General features: G+C 64.3%; 19 protein-coding genes. All 19 read right to left on the bottom strand.

Annotated elements, in window-relative coordinates:
• Positions 1-2 precede the first annotated feature (2 nt).
• On the bottom strand, positions 3-1166 hold the full coding sequence (locus V473_RS14220; protein WP_030540343.1) for a TraB/TrbI/VirB10 family type IV secretion system protein: 1164 nt from the start codon (positions 1164-1166) through the stop codon (positions 3-5).
• Entirely contained in the window at positions 1163-2119 is a 957-nt protein-coding gene (gene trbG / locus V473_RS14215; RefSeq protein ID WP_030540342.1) for a P-type conjugative transfer protein TrbG, read from the bottom strand. Before trbG ends, V473_RS14220 begins: the two co-directional genes overlap by 4 nt.
• Complete coding sequence (gene trbF, locus V473_RS14210) at positions 2116-2799, bottom strand: conjugal transfer protein TrbF (RefSeq protein ID WP_456242890.1); 684 nt, start codon at positions 2797-2799, stop codon at positions 2116-2118. Before trbF ends, trbG begins: the two co-directional genes overlap by 4 nt.
• Before the next feature lie 2 nt (positions 2800-2801).
• Entirely contained in the window at positions 2802-4115 is a 1314-nt protein-coding gene (trbL, locus tag V473_RS14205; RefSeq protein WP_030540340.1) for a P-type conjugative transfer protein TrbL, read from the bottom strand.
• A gap of 3 nt (positions 4116-4118) precedes the next feature.
• Positions 4119-4394: a putative entry exclusion protein TrbK-alt gene (gene trbK-alt / locus V473_RS14200; protein WP_003052351.1), complete on the bottom strand. Its 276-nt coding sequence runs from the start codon at positions 4392-4394 to the stop codon at positions 4119-4121.
• Positions 4395-4404: 10 nt separating this feature from the next.
• Positions 4405-5178: a P-type conjugative transfer protein TrbJ gene (gene trbJ, locus V473_RS14195; RefSeq protein WP_030540339.1), complete on the bottom strand. Its 774-nt coding sequence runs from the start codon at positions 5176-5178 to the stop codon at positions 4405-4407.
• Complete coding sequence (gene trbE, locus V473_RS14190) at positions 5175-7631, bottom strand: conjugal transfer protein TrbE (RefSeq protein ID WP_030540338.1); 2457 nt, start codon at positions 7629-7631, stop codon at positions 5175-5177. The genes trbJ and trbE overlap by 4 nt, the downstream gene beginning before the upstream one ends.
• 10 nt (positions 7632-7641) lie before the next feature.
• The gene (locus V473_RS14185; RefSeq protein ID WP_003052343.1) at positions 7642-7923 is read right to left on the bottom strand and encodes a VirB3 family type IV secretion system protein; all 282 of its coding nucleotides are present in this window, start codon (positions 7921-7923) and stop codon (positions 7642-7644) included.
• Positions 7923-8255 (bottom strand): TrbC/VirB2 family type IV secretion system protein, encoded by a 333-nt coding sequence (locus tag V473_RS14180; protein ID WP_030540337.1) that lies wholly within the window; start codon positions 8253-8255, stop codon positions 7923-7925. Before V473_RS14180 ends, V473_RS14185 begins: the two co-directional genes overlap by 1 nt.
• Positions 8252-9235, bottom strand: a complete 984-nt coding sequence (gene trbB, locus V473_RS14175) for a P-type conjugative transfer ATPase TrbB (RefSeq protein ID WP_066606246.1) — start codon at positions 9233-9235, stop codon at positions 8252-8254. Before trbB ends, V473_RS14180 begins: the two co-directional genes overlap by 4 nt.
• 145 nt (positions 9236-9380) lie before the next feature.
• A complete protein-coding gene (locus tag V473_RS14170) occupies positions 9381-9842 on the bottom strand; it encodes a CopG family transcriptional regulator (protein WP_003052333.1) in 462 nt (153 codons plus the stop codon).
• A gap of 10 nt (positions 9843-9852) precedes the next feature.
• The gene (locus V473_RS14165) at positions 9853-11841 is read right to left on the bottom strand and encodes a conjugal transfer protein TraG (protein ID WP_030540335.1); all 1989 of its coding nucleotides are present in this window, start codon (positions 11839-11841) and stop codon (positions 9853-9855) included.
• Positions 11842-12026: 185 nt separating this feature from the next.
• Positions 12027-12968: a LysR family transcriptional regulator gene (locus V473_RS14160; protein ID WP_030540334.1), complete on the bottom strand. Its 942-nt coding sequence runs from the start codon at positions 12966-12968 to the stop codon at positions 12027-12029.
• Positions 12969-13085: 117 nt separating this feature from the next.
• Positions 13086-14495, bottom strand: coding sequence for an efflux transporter outer membrane subunit (locus V473_RS14155; RefSeq protein ID WP_066606233.1), 1410 nt, complete (start codon positions 14493-14495; stop codon positions 13086-13088).
• A 3-nt stretch (positions 14496-14498) separates the two neighbouring features.
• The gene (locus V473_RS14150) at positions 14499-15623 is read right to left on the bottom strand and encodes an ABC transporter permease (protein ID WP_030540332.1); all 1125 of its coding nucleotides are present in this window, start codon (positions 15621-15623) and stop codon (positions 14499-14501) included.
• Entirely contained in the window at positions 15620-16747 is a 1128-nt protein-coding gene (locus V473_RS14145) for an ABC transporter permease (RefSeq protein WP_030540331.1), read from the bottom strand. The genes V473_RS14150 and V473_RS14145 overlap by 4 nt, the downstream gene beginning before the upstream one ends.
• Positions 16744-18474 carry an ATP-binding cassette domain-containing protein gene (locus tag V473_RS14140; RefSeq protein ID WP_066606230.1) on the bottom strand — a complete coding sequence of 577 codons (1731 nt, stop codon included), beginning with the start codon at positions 18472-18474 and terminating at the stop codon, positions 16744-16746. The genes V473_RS14145 and V473_RS14140 overlap by 4 nt, the downstream gene beginning before the upstream one ends.
• 1 nt (position 18475) lies before the next feature.
• Positions 18476-19483: a secretion protein HlyD gene (gene hlyD, locus V473_RS14135; RefSeq protein ID WP_030540329.1), complete on the bottom strand. Its 1008-nt coding sequence runs from the start codon at positions 19481-19483 to the stop codon at positions 18476-18478.
• A complete protein-coding gene (locus V473_RS14130; RefSeq protein ID WP_030540328.1) occupies positions 19483-20169 on the bottom strand; it encodes a CerR family C-terminal domain-containing protein in 687 nt (228 codons plus the stop codon). Before V473_RS14130 ends, hlyD begins: the two co-directional genes overlap by 1 nt.
• Between the last annotated feature and the right edge of the window lie 71 nt (positions 20170-20240).

Below are 20240 nucleotides of genomic sequence, written 5' to 3'. Positions count from 1 at the left end.
GGTCAACCTCTGTATGGTTCGAGCACAAGGTCGCGGGTGACGATCACGCGGACGGGGAAGCCCGGCCTGATCGTGAGCGTCGGCGCAACCTGCAACTGGCGGCGGATGATCTGCTGGCCGGCGTCGTTGATGGTGTCCTGCGCCCCGTCGCGGATGGCGCGCACAAGGCGGTCCTCGTCGCTGACGGCCAGCTCCGTGCCGACCGCAAGTAACGTCGAAAGGCCGGCGGCCTTCGCCAAATCCCACCAATGATAATCGACGCCATCCTCAAGACCGGCGTAGCCCTGGCTATCCGCGCCCGGCTGGCGCTCCAGAACGATAGAGCGGCCATTGGGGAGGATCAGCCGATTCCAGACGAGCAGCACACGGCGCTGGCCGAACTGAACGCTATTGTCATACTGCCCGATGATCCGCGTCCCCTGCGGGATCAGGAGCAGGCTGCCGGTCGGGCTGTCATAGATGTGCTGCGTCACCTGGGCGGTGATCTGGCCCGGAAGATCGGAACGGATGCCGGTGATGAGCGCGGCCGGGATCACGGCCCCGGCCTGGAGCACGAAGGGCGAGGCTGGAGCCATGACGCGATCCGACGACGTGGTGCGGCGATCGACGGGTGCATTGAGGAACGCAAGCTGCTTGTCCTGCGCGGTCTGCTGGCCGGGTTGCCCTGTCAAGCCGGCAAGGTCGAGGCCGGGAAGTCCCGGCGTGGTCGCGCCGCCCGGCGTTGCGGCCGGGCTGCCGGTGCGGGCCTCGGTCTGGAAGAACACGCGGCTGACGCGCGCGGCTTCTTCCTCGGCAAGCCGGCGTTCCTCGGCGCGATCCACGGGCGGCGTGGTGATCGTCGGCGGCACGACGGGCTGGCCCCTGTTCTGCGCATCCAAGATGGGTCTGCCGAGGTCGCCCGGCAGCGGCGGCCCCAGGACCGGGCCGGTATAGTCGCGCGGCAGGCCGGCAAGCCCATCGGCAGGCTGGCGGTTGTTGGTGGAAAACAGTTCTTCGCCGCCCGTGCCGCCGTCGCGGGTCTGGAGCGCGTAGATCAGCGCGCCGCCGACGCCGACCAGCGCGACGGCCGCCACGCTGGCGAGCACCTTGCGGGACAGGCGGGTGACGCGCGGGGCTTCCGCGCGAAGCCGCATCGGCGTGGCGGTATTGGTGTCATTCTCACTCATGACGATGGCCTCCCGTCTGTGCGGACAATCCTGACGGTCTGTTGGCGGTCGCCGCTGCCAAGGCGCAGCTCGGCCGCGCCGAACAGGCGGTCCACGATCAGGATGTGTTGATGGATGCGGCTGTTGACGATCTGCGCCTCGCCGTCCGCGCCGAGCACGAAGATCGGCGGCATTTCGCCTTGAACGATGCCGCGCGGAAACTCGACATAGACGCGCCTGCCGTCGTCATAGACGGCGACGGGCTTCCAAGCTGGATTGTCGCCTGTCAGTCCATAGCGATAGTTGCGCGCGGCGACGGCCGGGATGACCGGCGTGGCCGGCACCGCCTGCCGCTGCCCGGCCGGCTGCTGCGGATAGGCCCAAGCGACGGCGGGCATATAGGGCTTCTCGCCCGAGCGCAGCTCGAGCATGTAAACGCGCCGGTCGGTCGTCACGACAAGGTTCGTGGTGATGTCCGGCCGGCTTGGCTTCACGAGGATATGGACTCGGCGCGTGACGCCCGAACCGGATTCCGTATCGCCGATAATCCAGCGTGCCGTGTCGCCGGCCGCTATCGGCCCTGCGCCGGTCAGGCTTTCGCCTGGCTCCAGGGCGATGTTCGTGATCTGGCCCGGCGCGGCATAGACCTGATAGAGCGCGCCGTCGCTCCACGGGTAAATCTGGATGGAGTTGTAATAGCCCTCGCGGCGCGGCTGCACGCGGGCGGCGGCATTGGCGTTCTCGACGCGCGCGGTCGGTGTGCCGGCGGCGGTGCCGCCGCGTGCGACGGTCCAGGCGGGCGGGATATGGATCGGCCGCGGCCGGTCGTCGGTGACGGCCGCGGGGACGGCCGGCAACGGCGGCACGCTCGCATCGTAGCTGATCTGCGGCGGTTTGTAGGTCGCGCAGCCGGCAAGCATGGTTGCGGAAAGCAGGACGGCGGGAATCGCCGGGGTGCGGATGATCGTCCTCATTGGCTCATCTCCCGCGACCACGAAATTGCATTGACGTAGATTCCCAACGGATTGGCGCGCAGCCGTTCGGTATCGCGCGGCGGCTGGATTGCGATGGTCAGGATCGCGGTCCATCGCTCGGTTGTTGAAAGCTGGCCGGATTCGTAGTGGCGTTCGGTCCAAGCGACGCGGAAGCTATCCGGCGAGGCGCGGATGACGCTCGACACCTCGACCGCGACTTGTTGCTTTCCGACCTTGGTGAAGGGGTCGTTGGCGCGCGCATAGTCGTTGAGCGCCGCCGCGCCCCTGTCAGTCGTCCACTCGTATGCGCGTAGCCAGTTCTGGCGGACGATGATGGGATCGGCGGGGATACTCCTGACCTGTTCGATAAAGCGCCCCAGGTGCCATGCCACTTGCGGATCGGTCGGGCGGAAGTCGGCTGTGGCGGGCGCGACGGCCTGCGCCTGGCCGAGCCGATCAACTTGGACTACCCAGGGCACGACGGTCCCGCGCGCCGATTGCCAGACAAGCGCGGCGGCGAAGCCGGCCGAAAGGATCAGGCTGCCGAACGCCATGTAGCGCCAGTTCTTCGCCTGCACGCGGGCCGAGCCTATGCGCTCATCCCAAACCTGCGCGGCGCGCTGATAAGGCGTTTCGGGTTGTGGGGTCTTGCCGTAATGCACGGCGGGTCGCTTGAAGATGCTCATGTGCGGTCGCTTTCAGAGAGGTTGACGGAAGAACCAGAGGCGTGGCTGTCGCCAGAGCGGACGGCGTGCGCGGCCGTCTGGACGGCATGGCCGGTGTGGCCGGATTGGCGCATCCGCTGCGCCCAACCGGGCGATGTGCCAGCGGCCGGCGCGGATGCGGACGTGCTGCCGGCCGATCCCATGGAGGATGTGCCGCCGGTCGCGCCGAACCCGGCTTTCACGCCATCGGAAAAGCTGGATTTGACGCTTGCCGCCGCCCGGCGCAGCGGCGATGTGGCTGTGCTGCCTACGGCGCGCGCCACGCCGCCCAGGCCGGACGCCACGCCCGCCGCGCCGGACTGGCCGAGCGAGCCAAGGCTATAGGCGGCGGATGCAGCGCCGGCTGCGGTCGCGCCTCCGCGCACGGCGGCAGCGCCTCCCTTTGCGGCAAGCCCGGCTGCACCGCCTGCGGCTAGCGCCGCGCCACCAACGGCAAGGCCGGTGCCGACCGCCGCGCCCGCGCCGAGCTGCGGGCCGCCGCTAACAAGGCCGGAAGCGATGCCGGGGCCGAAGATGCCCAGCCCGACGAGCGAAAGCGCCGCGAGCACGATGGCCATGGCGTCGTCGATGCTAGGAGTCTGGCCGCCGAAGCCTTGCGTGAATTGCGAAAACAGCGTCGAGCCGATGCCGACGATGACGGCGAGCACCAGCACTTTGATGCCGCTGGAAATCACATTGCCAAGCACGCGCTCGGCCATGAAGGCGGTCTTGCCGAACAGGCCGAACGGGATCAGCACGAAGCCTGCCAACGTGCTCAATTTGAACTCGATCAGCGTCACGAAAAGCTGGATCGCCAAAATGAAGAAGGCGAGGATGACGAGCGCCCAGGCGAACAGCAGGCACGCGATCTGAATGAAGTTCTCGAAGAACGCGATCCAGCCCATCAAGTCGGAAATGGAATCGAGCAGCGGACGCGCTGCGTCGAGGCCGGTTTGCGCCACCTTGCCGGGCCGCATCAAATCCTGCGCGGTGAAGCCCGTGCCGGATGCTTTCAGGCCCAGGCCGGCGAAACTGTCGAAGACGATCTTCGCGAGGTTGTTCCAGTTGCCGATAAGATAGGCGAAGACGCCGACGAACAGCGTCTTCTTCACCAGCCGCGCAATGATGTCGTCGTCTGCGCTCCAGCTCCAGAACAGCGCTGCGAGCGTCACGTCGATGACGATGAGCGTGGTGGCGATGAACGCCACCTCGCCACCCAACAGGCCGAAGCCGGAGTCGATGTATTGCGTGAACGTGCCGAGAAAATTGTCGATGACGCCTGCGCCGCCCATGCGTCACCGCCCTTCCGGTGCGGCCGGCGCGCGCGTCCGGCCGAGAAAGCGGTCACGGGTTTCGGCCCATACACGTAGGCATTCCGCGTCGTCGGCGGCCTGCTGGCCAAGCTGCTGGCACCGGCGCTGCCCTTCGCGCAGCGGGTCACGTTCGGGCTGGAGAAGACGCGGCGGCGATGCCGGCGCGTCTTCCTTGCGGGTCATTTCGATGGCTGTCGCCGTGATGGCGATGGCCACGAATACGATTGCGCCCAGCCGGGCCAGCATCTTGCCGTCCATGGCCGCGCCCTCAATTGCCGTTGTTGAACATTTGCGCGTTGCCGGGCTGGTAGCCGTTGCCGGGCGTGAGGAAGCGACGGCGCTGCTCGCGCCCCTGTTCGGCCGCCGCTGCGCGTTCGGCCTCGGTCAGCGCGCCCGCCCGGCCGTTGGCTGCGAGCAACGCAACAAGGTCGGAAAGCTGCTGCGACTGGAGGGCTAGAAGCTGGTTGCCGGCTTGCGTCGCCTGGAGCGCGCCGGTCGCGTTCTGGCTCTGGCCGACCAGCTCCGACATCTGCGTGCGGTTGCTGTCGATGTTGCCGACGACGCCGGCCTGAACGCGCATGGCGTCCTGCAAGCCGCCTACGGTGTTCTGCCAGCGCGTGCGAGCGTTGGCGACGAGCTGCTGATCCGTCGCCGACATCGACACGTTGCCGTATTGCTGCTGGAACGCCTGGTCGATGCGCTGCACGTCGAAGGCGATGTTCTGCGCCTGGCTCAAAAGCTGCTGCGTGCGCTGGACGTTCTGTTGAAGCTGCTGGAGCGACGAGAACGGCAGGCTCGCCAGATTGCGCGCCTGGTTCATCAACATGGTCGCCTCGTTCTGGAGCGAGGTGATCTGATGATTGATCTGCTCCAGCGTGCGCGCGGCCGTGAGGATGTTTTGCGCATAGTTCGACGGGTCGAAGACGATCCTTCCGAATTGCGCATGTGCCGGCGTTGCCAGCATGGACGAAACGGCCAGCGGGGCGGCGAGCATCGTTGCGGCCATGACGATGGCACGCGAGCGGAAAAGACGAATGGTCATGGTTGGGACTCCTTTTCGGTTTGGGGGATCAGCGTCGGGAAGTTCGGAAGAAGCTCGACGGCCCAGCCGACATCGCGGGTCGTGAGCCAAGCCGCGAGAAAGCCGTCGCGGCCGTGTTCGGCGACGATCTGCGCAATGAGCGTCTGATCGGATTTGGCGGATGCGGCGCAGAGCGCGAGGCCGATTTCGGACAGGCCCAGCTCGAACAGGCGATTGCCGCGCCGCGACTGGCAGTAGTAATCCCGCTTCGGCGTAGCGCGGGCGATCAACTCTATCTGGCGGTCATTGAGGCCGAAGCGCCGATAGATGGCGGTGATCTGCGGCTCGATGGCACGCTCGTTCGGCAAAAGCAGCCGCGTCGGGCAGCTCTCGATGATCGCAGGCGCAATGTTGCTGCCGTCGATGTCGGACAGGCTTTGCGTGGCGAAGATGACGCTGGCGTTCTTCTTGCGCAGCGTTTTAAGCCACTCGCGGAGCTGGCCGGCAAAGCCTTCATCGTCGAGCGCAAGCCAACCCTCGTCGATGATGAGCAGCGTCGGCCGCCCGTCCAACCTGTCGCCGATGCGGTGAAACAGGTAGGCCAGAACGGCGGGCGCGGCTCCCGTGCCGACAAGCCCCTCAATCTCGAACGCCTGCACGTCGGCCGAGCCGAGATGTTCGGCTTCGGCATCGAGCAGCCGGCCATAAGGACCGCCGACGCAATACGGCCGAAGGGCTTGTTTGAGGTCGTTGGATTGCAGCAGCACCGCGAGGCCGGTGATGGTGCGTTCCCCGATTGGCGCGGAGGCAAGCGAGGTCAGCGCCGTCCAGATATGTTCCTTCACCTCCGGCGTGATCGTCATGCCTTCGCGCATGAGGATGGCCACGATCCAGTCGGCCGCCCAGGCGCGTTCATAGGTGTCGTGAATGCGGGCGAGCGGCTGGAGCGATACGGAAGCGTCGGAACCTTCGGTCAGGCCGCCGCCCAGGTCGTGCCAGTCGCCGCCCATTGCGAGCGACGCGGCGCGGATGCTGCCGCCGAAATCGAAGGCGAAGACTTGGCTGCGGTCGTAGCGCCGGAACTGGAGCGCCATAAGTGCGAGCAAGACGGACTTACCCGCGCCTGTGGGGCCGACGACGAGCGTATGGCCGACATCGCCGACGTGAAGGGAAAACCGGAACGGGGTCGAGCCTTCGGTCTTTGCATAAAGCAGAGGGGGCGCACCGAAATGCTCGTCCCGTTCCGGCCCCGCCCACACCGCTGAAAGCGGGATCATGTGGGCGAGATTCAAAGTGCTGATGGGCGGCTGCCGGACGTTCGCGTAGGCGTGGCCGGGCAAGCTGCCGAGCCATGCGTCAACCGCGTTGACCGTCTCCACCATGGCGGTGAAGTCGCGGCCCTGGATGACCTTTTCGGCCAGCCGCAATTTCTCGTCGGCAATCCTGGGGTCCGCGTCCCATACGGTGATGGTGGCGGTGACGTAGGCCATGCCGGCGACATCTGCCCCAAGCTCCTGCAAGGCCATGTCGGCGTCGGCGGCCTTGTTGGCGGCGTCCGTATCGACGAGAACGGATGCCTCGTTGGTCATCACCTCTTTCAAGATCGCGGCGATGCTTTTGCGCTTCGCGAACCATTGCCGCCTGATCCTGGTGAGCAGCTTCGTCGCGTCGGTCTTGTCGAGCAGGACCGCGCGCGTGCTCCAGCGATACGGGAAGGCGAGCCGGTTCAAGTCGTCGAGCAGGCCGGGCGTTGTCGCGGTGGGAAAGCCGGTGACGGTCAGGACGCGGAGATGCTGGTCGCCAAGGCGCGGCTCCAGCCCGCCGGTCAACGGCTGGTCGGCGAGCAGCGCGTCGAGATAGATCGGCGTTTCGGGAACGCGGACGCGATGCCGGTTGGTCGAGACGGTGGAATGGAGGTAGGTCAGCGTTTCGCTGTCGTCGAGCCACCGGCAGGACGGCATGAAGCCGTCGAGCAATGCGAGCACGCGGTCGGTGCGGTCGATGAAACCGCGCAGCACTTCATAGGGATCGACGCCGGATTGCTCGCGGCCTTCATAGAGCCAGGTTTCGGCGCGGGCGGCTTCCTCGGCCGGGGGCATGTAGAGGAAGGTCAGGAAATAGCCCGACACGAAATGCGCGCCGGCTTCCTCGAAGGCGGCCTTGCGCTCGGCGTCGAGCAAGGCCGACGCCGGATCGGGAAACGTGCTGTCGGGATAGGTCGCGGCCTCGCTGCGCTGCGCCTCGACGAAAATCGCCCAGCCCGATCCGAGACGGCGGAAGGCGTTGTTGATGCGACCGGCGACGGCGACCAGCTCGGCCGCAACGGCGGAATCCAAATCGGGACCGCGAAACCTGGCCGTGCGCTGGAACGAGCCGTCCTTGTTCAAGACGACGCCAGAGCCGACCAGCGCGGCCCAGGGCAGAAAGTCGGCAAGGCGACTGGCGGTGCGGCGATATTCGGCGAGGTTCATCATGGCCACGCCCTCACGCTGCAAGGTTTGCGGGGATGCGCAGATGCCGCCGCCCCACCTCGACAAAGAGCGGGTCGCGCTTCGCCGCCCATACGGCCGCGAAATGGCCGATGGCCCATATGGCGAGGCCCACAAGCCAGAGGCGCAGGCCAAGGCCCACGGCCCCGGCGAGCGTGCCGTTCATGATGGCGATGGAGCGCGGTGCGCCGCCGAGCATGATGTGCTCGGTCAGCGCCCGATGGACCGGGACCGAAAATCCCGGCACCGCGTCGAGTTGTTCGAGGACGGCGGCCATCAAACGAGCGCCCCGCCGCCGAACGAGAAGAACGACAGGAAGAAGCTCGATGCCGCGAACGCGATGGACAGACCGAATACGATCTGGATCAGGCGACGGAAGCCGCCGCTGGTATCGCCGAACGCGAGGGTCAGGCCGGTTGCGATGATGATGATAACGGCCACCACCTTGGCAACCGGCCCTTCGATGGATTGAAGGACTTGTTGAAGCGGTTGCTCCCACGGCATTGACGAGCCGGACGCATGAGCGGCCGGGGCGAGGATGATGCTGATGGAAACAGCGGCGGTTGCGGTCGCCATGGTGCGGTAGCCGCGCGAAAGCGTGCGGATCATTTGGGTTCTCCTGTGCTGTTGGGGATTGCGGGGGTGATGCGGTAATCGCCGTCCGACCCCAGCCCTTCGACGCGGGCGAGTTCGGCCAGCCGGCGCGCGGAACCGCGCCCGGAAAGGACGGCAACAAGGTCGATGGTTTCCGCGATCAGGGCGCGCGGGACCGTGACGACAGCCTCTTGAATGAGCTGTTCAAGGCGACGGAGCGCGCCGATGCCGGTGCCGGCATGGATGGTGCCGATGCCGCCCGGATGGCCCGTGCCCCACGCTTTCAGGAGGTCGAGGGCTTCCGCGCCGCGCACCTCGCCGATGGGGATGCGGTCGGGGCGCAGGCGAAGCGAGGACCGCACAAGATCGGATAGCGTCGCCACGCCGTCTTTCGTCCGCATGGCGACAAGGTTGGGCGCGGCGCATTGCAGCTCGCGCGTATCCTCGATGATGACGACGCGATCCGCGCCCTTCGCCACCTCGGCGAGCAGCGCGTTGGTCAGCGTGGTCTTGCCGGTGGAGGTGCCGCCCGCCACCAATACATTGGCGCGGGATGCGACCGCCTCGCGCAACGTCACGGCCTGGTCGGCGGACATGATGCCGGCCGCCACATAGTCGTCGAGGCTGAACACCGCGACGGCGGGCTTCCTGATCGCAAATGCCGGTGCAGCGACGACGGGCGGCAAAAGTCCCTCGAACCGCTCGCCGGTTTCGGGAAGCTCTGCCGAGACGCGCGGGGATCGCGCGTGAACCTCTGCGCCGACGTGGTGAGCGACAAGACGGACGATGCGTTCGCCATCGGCCGGCGACATCGTTTCGCCCGTGTCGGCCAGCCCTTCGGAAAGTCGGTCGATCCAGATTCGCCCGTCTGGATTCAGCATGACCTCAACCACGGCCGGGTCTTCCAGAAACCGGGCGATGGCCGCGCCGAGCGCGGTGCGCAACATGCGCGCGCCGCGCTGTATCGCTTCCGGCTTATGGTGTGTGGATGTCATATCGGCCCCGATTCCTGACGGGGCGCGACAGACCGTCCCCGCAACGGGGTCGATTAAAGGAGCCTGAAATCAGGCTGATTCAACAAGTATCGAAGAGGATGCGGTGATCGGCGGCTATCGGCGGCGAATAGGACGGGTTGGAAATTCAGGTTACGCTGCCATCGGCCTCGAACTGATCTTGCGATGGACTATCGGGAAGCGAATCGACATCGCGCGACAACTCTTTGAGGAACCTGTCGCCGGTCGCAAGACGCCGGCCGAGCGTCTGCATGAAACCCTCGAACCGTTCGGCACCTTTCGCGCGGGCGGCGGCCTGCGCGCTCTCCGGCAGCGGCGGCGTGGCGGAAAGCCAGATGTTGACGAACAGCGAGACGGTTTCGCCGAGCACGGCAAGATCCTCGTCGAGCGCGTGGATCTCGCGGCCGAGCTTGTCGAGGCGGCGCGACATGGCCGCCTCCAGCCGATCCGAACTGTCGCCGGACAGGAAGGAAGCGACGGCTGCCTCGACGATGGCGGATTTCGACACTTGGCGGCGCAGCGCCAGCGCCTCGACCTGGGCGAGCAAGTCCGGGGCGAAATAGACGTTCATGCGGGTTCGGGTGGTCATGGGCGTATCCTCAAAGCTCGATGCCGTCGCCGGGGTCCAGCGACGCTTGCCGCGCGACCATCCGCATACGCTGGCGCAGCGCGCGGGCTTTGGCGGCGTCAACGTCCGGTTCATCGTCCAGAATGTCGAACTCCTGTTCGGGCGGACGTGGCGGCGAGATGATTTCCTCATGCTCCGGCAATTCCGGCTCGCGGCGGATACCGGCATTGGCCGGATCGCCTTCGGTCCCGCCGGCCGTGGCCGGGGCCGCTGCTTTCGTCGCCGCGACGATGCGGCTCGACCAATCGTCGGATGACGGGTTCGCGGCGGCGGGATCGGCTGCCGGATCGGGCGGGGTCAGGATGCGTTCCATGAACCGCGCATCCTCGAAATAGCGAGCCTTGGTCGCGCGGATGGGCGGCGTGCCGGCGACCATCACGATTTCATCGGATGGCGGGAGCTGCATCACCTCGCCCGGCGTGAGCAGCGGCCGCGCTGTCTCCTGCCGTGACACCATGAGATGCCCCAGCCATGGCGCTAATCTGTGTCCTGCGTAGTTGGTAGAGTCGCGCAACTCGGTCGCGGTGCCAAGCGCATCGCTGATCCGTTTCGCGGTCCGCTCGTCGTTCGTGGCGAAGGCGACGCGGACGTGGCAATTATCCAATACGCTGTTGTTCGCCCCGTAAGCCTTTTCGATCTGATTGAGGCTCTGCGCGATCAGGAAGGATTTGAGGCCATATCCGGCCATGAAGGCGAGCGCGGATTCAAAGAAATCGAGCCGGCCGAGCGCAGGAAACTCGTCGAGCATCAACAGCAGTCGATGCCGCTTGCCGGACGTGTGCAATTCCTCCGTCAACCGCCTGCCGATCTGATTGAGGATCAGGCGAATGAGCGGCTTGGTGCGGTTGATGTCGGACGGCGGCACGACAAGGTAGAGGCTGACCGGCTTCCTGCTGCCGACAAGATCGGCAATGCGCCAGTCGCACCGCGCCGTGACGCGCGCCACGACGGGATCGCGATACAAACCCAGGAACGACATGGCGGTGGACAACACGCCGCTGCGCTCGTTCTCGCTCTTGTTCAACAGCTCGCGGGCCGATGACGCGATGACGGGATGAACGCCGGCTTCGCCCAGGTGCGGCGTGTCCATCATCGCGCGCAAGGTCGCCTCGACGGGGCGCTTCGGATCGGAAAGGAAGCTGGCGACGCCGGCCAGCGTCTTGTCGGGTTCGGCATAGAGGACGTGCAGGATTGCGCCGACAAGCAGGCTGTGGCTCGTCTTCTCCCAATGGTTTCTTCGATCCAAGCTCCCTTCGGGATCGACGAGAATATCCGCGATGTTCTGCACGTCGCGGACTTCCCATTCGCCCTGGCGCACCTCCAGTAGCGGGTTGTAGGCCGACGATCTGGCGTTCGTGGGATCGAACAGCAGAACGCGGCCGTGCTTCGCGCGGAAGCCGGCGGTCAGCGTCCAGTTCTCCCCTTTTATATCGTGGACGATGCAGCTTCCCGGCCAGGTTAGCAGCGTCGGCACCACGAGGCCGACGCCTTTGCCTGACCGCGTAGGTGCGAAGCAAAGCACATGCTCCGGCCCATCATGGCGCAGATAGTCGCGTTCGCGCCGGCCGAGCACGACGCCATCGGGGCCGAGCAATCCGGCCGTGCGGATTTCCTTGTCCTCGGCCCATCGTGCCGATCCATAGGTGGCGACGTTGCGCGCCTCCCGCGCCCGGATGATCGACATCATGATTGCGGCGGCGATGGCCATAAGCCCGCCCGACGCTGCGATGACGCCACCCTCGACGAAGATCGAAGGCGCATAGGCGTCGAAGGCATACCACCACCAGAACAGCGCGGGTGGGTAGTAGATCGGCCAGCCAGCCAGCTCGAACCATGGATTGCCGAGCTGCGCCTGAAAGCCGAGACGCCATGCGGTCCATTGCGTCGCCGCCCAAGTCATCACCAGAACGATGGTGAAGACGACGGCGATCTGACCCCAAAGGATTCGGCCTCCGCGCATACGGGCTCCAGTCGGAAAAAGAGACGGAGCCGATCAGAGAGTAGGCAATTATGGGACAGGCAACAGGAAAGGTAGAGCGGGAGGGCTGTCGGATACTATCGGCGGCAAATAGGACGGGTTGCGTCCACTCATTTATCTGCGCGGATGTCTGTCGCGGGAAGACCGTAACGAATCGCGGACGAGACTCAATCCGCCGGGATAGTTCGCCCCATTTCTCTTGCGAGGGTGAGCAAATTGCGAAGTGCCGCGCTACAGTTGAATGGCGACCAGACGGCCGAGAAAGGAACCGGCTCCGGTTCGTCCGCGACCGGAAGGAAAGTAACGTCGGAAGTTCGTAGCAGCGACGTAGCCGCGCCGACGATGGTGACGCCGAAGCCCTGTCCGACCATGGAAAGCAGCGTGCCGCGCTCGACATCGAAGCGTTGGATAGATGATGCCGGCCAGCGTCCGGCAAGGCGCAGCACGATATGGTCATGGACTTGTGGGCCGGTGCCGCCGTGCCGGGCAAGGAACGTCTCGCCCGCTAGATCGGCCCAGGTGACGGCGGCTTGCTTGGCGAGCCGATGCCTATCCGGCAGCGCGGCGACCAGCGGTTCGGTCCATATCCGCCGCGTGTGGCAGTCGGGTAGCTCGGGCGTGCCTGCCATGAATACGATGTCCAGACGGTCGGCGCGCAATTGCATAACCGCATCGCGTGCTGTGCCTTCCGTGATCTCGACTTCGATGCCGGGATAGTCTTCGCGATACTGTCCGATCAGTCCTGCGAGGAAGCTGCGAGGGATCAGGGCATGGACGCCGATGCGCAGGCGTCCGCACTCTCCTGACGCCGCCATGCCGGCGGTCTTCACGGCATGGTCGAGTTGATCGACGCCGGCCGCAACATGCTCGACGAACTGGCGACCGGCCTCTGTCAGCCGGACGCCTCGCGCATGGCGCTCGAACAGCAAAACGCCAAGGTCTTGCTCCAGCGTCTTCACGCGAGCACTGACGCTCGACAGGCTGACGCCGAGTGCGTTCGCAGCGTGCCGGAAGTTCAGATATTCGGCGACGGCGAGCGTTTGAATGAGGGACGCGAGGGGAATGCGTGAACCCAACGAGGTCGGCACTCCCCATTTGCGGTCGATCATGGGTGTTGAACGCCGCCGCCGCACCGTTTCACCTGTGCTCGGTCAATCGACGGCGACCGTCGCGCCGGATACCGGGAACATTGTGAATGTCTGACCGGAAAATCAGCGGCAGACCGATCATGAGACGGCGGCCTCCCATCCGCCCCCTAGTGCCTTGTAGAGAGCGACAACGGCCATCAGTTCACCGACGCGAGCATCAAGACTCGCACGCTCCGCAGCGCTGTATGCGGATTGCGCGTCCAGCAATATCGTTAGGTCGTCCTCGCCAGCCTGGTAGCGCTGGCGGGCAAGATCGACCGCAGCGGCCGCCTGCGTTGTCGCCCCCTCCGCTTTCCGGCGCATGATCTGTGCGGCGGCATATCGGTTAAGCGCCGTCTCACTGTCAGTAAGCGCGCCCGTTACGCTCCGCTCGTAGCGGATCATGGCTGCATCGGCTCGGGCATCCGCCGCCCGAATCTGCGCTCGGATGCGCCCCATGGAGAATATGGGCCAATGGAAGCTCGGCCCAACTTGCAATCGTGTGCTCGCCCCCGATGCCAGATCGCCCGCGCTCTGAGCTTGCTGACCAATCGACCCAATGAGCGATAGTCGCGGAAAGAGGTCAGCCGTGGCCACGCCAACGTCAGCGGTGAAAGCCGCCAATTCGCGCTCTGCCTGACGTATATCCGGGCGTCGCCTTAACAGTTCGGATGGAAGCCCAGCCGTAATCTGCGATGGAGCAACCGGAAGCGACCCAGGGCTCAACAACCGAAGTGAAGTGGCCCCCGGTGCTTGGCCAGTTAGCAAGGATAAGCGATAGGCTGCCGCGCGCGCGTCGGCCTCAATCCCATCAAGGCTTACGCTGGCTGCCCGAGCCTGTGTGTCGGCACGAGCAAAGTCGAAGCGCGACGCCTCGCCGGACCTAAACCGCCTTTCGACCAGGCTGGCGATGGCCTGCTGTGCGTTGGCGTCTGCGCGAGCAACCAACAGCCTAGTTTGGGAGCCGCGTAGATCGACGTAGCTTCGGACAGCCTCTGCGATCACCTGTAAGATGACATTGCGCCGGGCTTCCTGCATTGCCTCTGCACGGGCGTCCGCCGCTTCGATGCTACGCCGTGTTCGGCCCCATAGGTCGATTTCCCACGACGCATCGAATCCGAAATCGAAAAGGGAAAATTGAGGATCGAACCCCGGAACATTGGCAACCGGCAATTGACCGTTTTCGCTGACGCGGTTCGCCGTGGCCGCGCCGGATAGTGCTGCATCTGGACCAGCGCGACCGCGTGCGGCGTCGCGTAGCGCCCGCGCTTCGCGTAGGCGCGCTTCCGCCTCCCGAACGTCGTGGTTGCTGGTTACAGCCAATTCCACAAGTTCAACGAGCTGTGAATCATTGAGCGAGCGCCACCAATCTTCATCAATCGGATGTGGATTGGCAGCGGAAATCCAGCCGGGCGCCACCGCCGGGCTGGATTCGACATAGCTTGGTCCGACCGTGCAGGCCGCAACGCTAAGAGAAGCTAGTAGTGCCGGGAACGGGGGATGACGCATGGGCTACTCCATCCGAGCGCGGAAAAGAATTGCCGAAACGGTCAGCGTGACGGACGCGATAGCCGCCAGCGGCCATGTGTTCGCGAGAATGACCGCCGCCGGCATGTCTTTCAGGAAGACGCCTTCGGAGACGACGAGGAAATGCCGACAGGGATTGGCGAAAGCGATCACCTGTAGCCAGCCGGGCATGTTATCGACTGGAGTGGCGAAGCCGGACAGCAGGATTAGCGGCACCGTCACCAGAAACATGCCGAGAAAGGCTTGTTGCTGGGTTTGCGACAACGTGGATACCAGCATTCCGACGCCGATCAGCGACACTACATAGAAGAACAGAGAGAAGTAGAACGACGCCACGGAGCCGGTAAGCGGCACTCCGAAGACCGTGGGGATAAGGATCACATAGAGCGTGGCATTGAAGAATCCGATCAGCAAAGGCGGTGCCATCTTGCCAATGAGGATTTCGTGGACCCTCAACGGCGAAACCATAAGCTGATCGAAGGTGCCTAGCTCCCGCTCGCGGGCAACGGATTGAGCCGTAATCGACAAGGTGCCGGTTGCGCCCAGGGTCACAAGCAACGCCGGCATCACGAACCAAAGGTATATCAGCGCGGGATTGAACCAGTTGGTGACGACGGTTCGGGTAGTGGACTGCCCTGGAGTTGCGGCGGGGCGCGCTTCGGCTGCGACCTGGCCAATGATCTGTTGCAGGTATGAGGAAACGATCTGCGATGCGTTCGAGCGTCGCCCGTCTAGGACGATCTGAACCTCGCCAATCTGCCCGCCCTCGATAGCCGCGCTGAATCGCGAATCGAAACTGAGAACGGCGATGACCTGCTGATTGTTGATTGCCTCCCGCATGTCGTCGGGCGAGGCGAGCGGCACCATGCGGCCGACGTTGGGGCTGCCTGCCACCCGCGAAACAATTTCATGGCTCCAGATGCCGGAATCGCGGTCGAGCACGCCAACGTCGAAGTTGCGCACTTCCAGCGTCGCCGCGAATCCGAACAGGACGAGTTGAAGTAACGGAGGCGCAATAAGGGTGATGCGAGCCCTGGGGTCGCGAAAGACCGCCCATAGCTCTTTCACGATGATCGCAGATAGTCGCGCGAAGCTGGCGGAACTCATCATGCGATCCTCCGGCGCGTCACTCGGAAGGCGAGGCCGAAGAACAGGAGGCCGAAACCCAGCATCGCCAGGATGCTGCGAACGAACATCGGCCAAAGATCGCCCACCACGAAAACGCTGGTCAGGGGCGGGATGAAGTAGCGGGCTGGAACCGCATAGGTCATCCCCTGAATGAATTTCGGCATCGAGCCGATCTCGAACAGAAATCCAGACAGCAGCAGGCCCGGCATAAATGCCGTTAGCAACGCAACCTGGCTGGCCACGAACTGATTCTTCGTCGCCGCCGAAATCAGCAAGCCTTGGCCCAATGCTGGCATGAGGAAGGCCGCGCCAACCGCATACAGCGCGAGGATCGACCCTCTAAAGGGCACGCCGAACAGGAAGACGGCGACGATGACGCAGAGCGTCATCGAACCGAGCCCGAGCACGAAATAGGGAATGATTTTCGTGGCCAGGAACTCGCCCATGCTGACGGGCGTAGCCATCAACGCTTCGAGCGTGCCGCGCTCCCATTCCCGCGCGACGACGAGCGCGGTCAGAAGCGTCCCGATCATCGTCATGACAATGCTGATCGAGCCGGGAATGAGAGCGAAGCGACTTTCGAGGCCCGGATTGAACCAGAAGCGGGGCAGCGGGGCGATTGCGGGAGCTAGTCGCACACCACGATCCAATGCACGGCCTTCCGCCCAGGTAGCCCGAACACCTTCGGCATAGGCGGCGACAAAGGATGCCGTGTTCGGCAGCGAGCCATCGGTAATCACCTGGATCGGCGCGTCGATCCCGGCTGCGACCCTCTGGCCGAAATCACTCGGAATGACCACGATGCCCCGGATATGCCCAGCGATCAGTTCATCCTTGAGCGAAGTCACGTCGCGCCGGGATTGAACCTGAAACCACCGGGATGATCGGTAGGCCCCCGCCAGGCTGGCCGCCGCTTCGCTGGAATCTTGAACCGCCAAGCCGATCCGCGTCCTCGCCGTATCGAGAGACACACCGTATCCAAACAGGAAAAGCAGGAGCAGCGGCAGCACAAAGGCAATCAGCATCGTCGAGGGGTCGCGGAGAATCTGTAGCGACTCCTTGACGAGCAGGGCCATGAAGCGTCGAGGATAGAAGCGGTCGTTCATGCGGCCTCCCGCTTTCGATCCGTTTCCTCGATCAGCGCAATAAAAGCGTCCTCCATCGTAAGGTCTGTGCCGCCACTGATTTCAGCCGCGCGGGTTTTGAGGTCTTCGGGCGTGCCTTGGGCGATTTCCTGCGCGCGATAGATCAGCGCTATGCGGTCGCAATATTCCGCTTCTTCCATAAAGTGGGTGGTGACGAGCACCGTCACGCCGCGTTGCACGAGGCCGTTGATGTGCAACCAGAACTCGCGGCGGGTGATAGGGTCCACGCCCGATGTCGGCTCATCCAAGAAAAGCACGGGCGGTTGATGGAGCACGGCGCAGGCAAGCGAGAGCCGTTGCTTGAAGCCTAGCGGCAATGTTCCGCTGTTCACCGGCAGATGACGTTCAAGCTGGAAAATGTCGATGACGCGCGCAACGGCCTCGGCCCGCTGGCGTCGGTTCAAGCCATAGGCTCCGGCGAAGAAGTCCAGATTTTGTTTGACGCTAAGATCGCCATACAAGGAAAATTTCTGCGCCATGTAGCCGAGAGACTGACGCGCCTCCGCGCTGGCGGTGCGAAGATCATGGCCGGCAACGCGGCCTTCGCCCGCTGTCGGCGTGAGAAGCCCGCAAAGCATCTTGAAGGTCGTGGATTTGCCCGCGCCGTTCGGCCCGAGAAGGCCGAATATCCGGCCTTGCGGCACGGAGAATGTGATGTCGCCTGCCGCCGTGAACGTCCCAAACACCTTGGTAAGCCCTCGCGCCTCGATGGCCGGCGCGTCGGACTTTTCGATGGGCTTGTAGCTCGCGGCGAGTTGGCTGACGCCTTTCGGTCCTCCACCAAGGATGTCAATGAACGCATCCTCAAATCGCGGCTGCACGGCTTCGATTCGGTCGCCCTGCGACATTCCGAATCGTTCTGTGGTCGGCGCAGCAGCGCCTTCGTCCATGAGGACGCGAACGGAAGCGCCCTGAATGGTGGCGTCCTTTACATCGTCGCGAAGGACAAGGCTGGCGAGTAAAGACCGCCGGCTTTCGGAAGGACCAAACAGACGATAGGTCCGACCTTCGACACGGGATGTCAGCCGCTTCGGCGGTCCACTGAACAGCAGCTTGCCTTCGTTCAGCAGGAATACCGTATCGCACTTCTCGGCTTCGTCGAGATAGGCGGTGGACCAGACGACGCCCATGCCCTCCGTCGTGAGCTGGCGGACCATCGCCCATAGTTCCCGCCTGGCCACGGGATCGACGCCAACGCCAGGCTCATCAAGCAGCAGCACGCGAGGGGGCCGCACCAGCGCGCAGGCCAGGCCCAGCTTTTGCTTCATGCCGCCCGATAGACGGCCAGCCAACCGGGGGCGGAATCGCTCAAGGTCCGTGAAAGTCAGGAGTTGGGAAAAGCGCTCCGTGCGTTCTTTCCCTGGGGGTAAACCGCGAAGATCAGCGTAGAGCGAAAGGTTCTCGATAACCGACAGGTCTTCGTAGAGTCCGAAGCGTTGCGGCATGTAGCCTAGCGCCGACCTGTCGGCCGCGATGGCGGGCTCGCCAAGAAGGGTAACTTCCCCTTCATCCGGGTCGAGCAATCCGGCGAGCAAACGGATCAGGGTTGTCTTGCCCGCGCCATCGGGGCCGACCAAGCCCGTCATCACGCCGCCCATCACCTCCATGCTCACGGCATCAAGTGCCGGGGCTGCATTGGGCGCGAAGCGTTTGGTGACATCTACAGCGTGGGCGACTGCCTCTGTCATTTCACTGGCCCGCCCCTGGGTCCGGGCTCTGCTGGAGCCTCACGGTCACGGGCTGACCTTGACGGAGACGGTCATCGGGATCGGTGACGTTGATCCTCAAACGATAAACGAGGTCGGCGCGCAGTTGTTCGGTCTGAACCGTCCTCGGCGTAAATTCGGCGGTTGGTGAAATGAAGCCGATGACACCACGATAGACTTTGGGGTTGCCGTCAGTGGTTACGAACACGGTCATGCCGGGCGCAATCCGCCCAAGGTCGGGTTCGGCAACATAGGCGCGCACCCGGATCGGCCGATTGATGGTGAGCGTGAAGATAGTTGCGCCGGATTGGACGATGGCACCGGGCTCGGCCGCTCGCGTGAGGATCGTGCCAGCGTCCGGTGCTTTAAGCGTCGTGTCGGCCAGATTGGTTTTCACCCTATCGCGTTCTGCTATCGCCGCCGCGAGTTGCGCCTCCGCTGCCGCGATGTCTTCGACGCGAGAGCCGGCGCGAAGCAACGCCAATGCTTCCTCTGCCGCCCGAAGCTGCGCCTCGGCGGCGAGGTATTCAGCCTCGGCGGCCTCGAAAACCGATTGGGATACAGCGCCGGTCGCAACCAGCGCTCGGCGACGCTGGAAGGCTTCTCGTGTTCGCACCATGTCCGCCCTTCGGACGGCGACCGCAGCCTCCGCCTGGGCAATTTCCTGGGGTCGATTCCCGTTGCGCCGTTTTTCGAGTTCGGCGCGAGCGGTCGCAACCTGCGCTTCCGCACCCGCCAGCGCGTCAATGAATGGCTGTTGGTCAAGCTGGGCCAGAGTTGCCCCAGCCTCGACCGAAGCACCTTCATCAATCGGCATTTCGGCGATACGACCCGCAACGCGAAACCCGAGATTCACCTGACGAATATCGACATTCCCATAGAGGATCAGCCCCTCGTTGGGCTTGTCCAAGAAGCCGAAGCCGCGAGTGTAGTATCCCGCCGCTGCGACGCCCGCGATGATGACTGCCAGGATGATGATGCGGCGGGGCACTATGCGCCCCCCACATTCGAGGAGGCAGGCGCAATGGACGCGACAAGTTCGACCACCAAAGCCTCAACAGCCGCGAGGCCCTTGTCGTCTATCGTCTCCCAATTGAGCGCGGCGAGGACCGAAGCGCGCCCCATCCTGAACATGAGGACGCTTCCAACCAATGCGAGGGTTCTGAGGCGCACATGCTCGGAAGCAGAGTCTTCGTCGAGCAAGGTTCCAATTAGATGGTCACATATATTGAGCAGCGGTCCCATCAAGTCGTCGTAGAGGCAACGAAAGGCCGTAGTCGGCTGCATCTGCTCGCGGATAATGAAGCGCGCCCAAGGCTCGGAACGGCTGCTCACGAATAGCGCCGCCATCCGCTGAATGATCTCGGTCAGCAGGCGGCGTGCCTCATCCGTTCCAAGTGGCGTTCCCGAGCGCGCTTCTTCGACACGGGCAAAGACGAGGCTTCGCAGCGGGGCGATATGATCCTTGATGCCATCCCCGATGGAGGTGGCCGCAGCGAGGTAAAGGCCGTCCTTGTTTCCGAAGTAGTAGGCAATTGCCTGCTGGTTTGCCCCGGCCTTCTCGCAAAGCATCCGGGTCGTCGCGCCGTCGAAGCCGACACGCCCGAAAACATCCACGGCTGCGATAAGCAGCTTCTCGCGAGTTTGATCGCCGCGCTCGATCTTTCGTCCCGACATGACGCCCGTGCTCCATCCTTCATCTTGGGAACCGAAAGCCGTCCGCTCGCTTGCGGTGCGTGCCGGCCCCT

Origin of the sequence: Sphingobium cupriresistens LL01, from assembly GCF_001046645.1 — a bacterium.
Taxonomy (GTDB): Bacteria; Pseudomonadota; Alphaproteobacteria; order Sphingomonadales; family Sphingomonadaceae; genus Sphingobium; species Sphingobium cupriresistens.
This window is presented reverse-complemented; position numbering and strand designations above follow the sequence as displayed.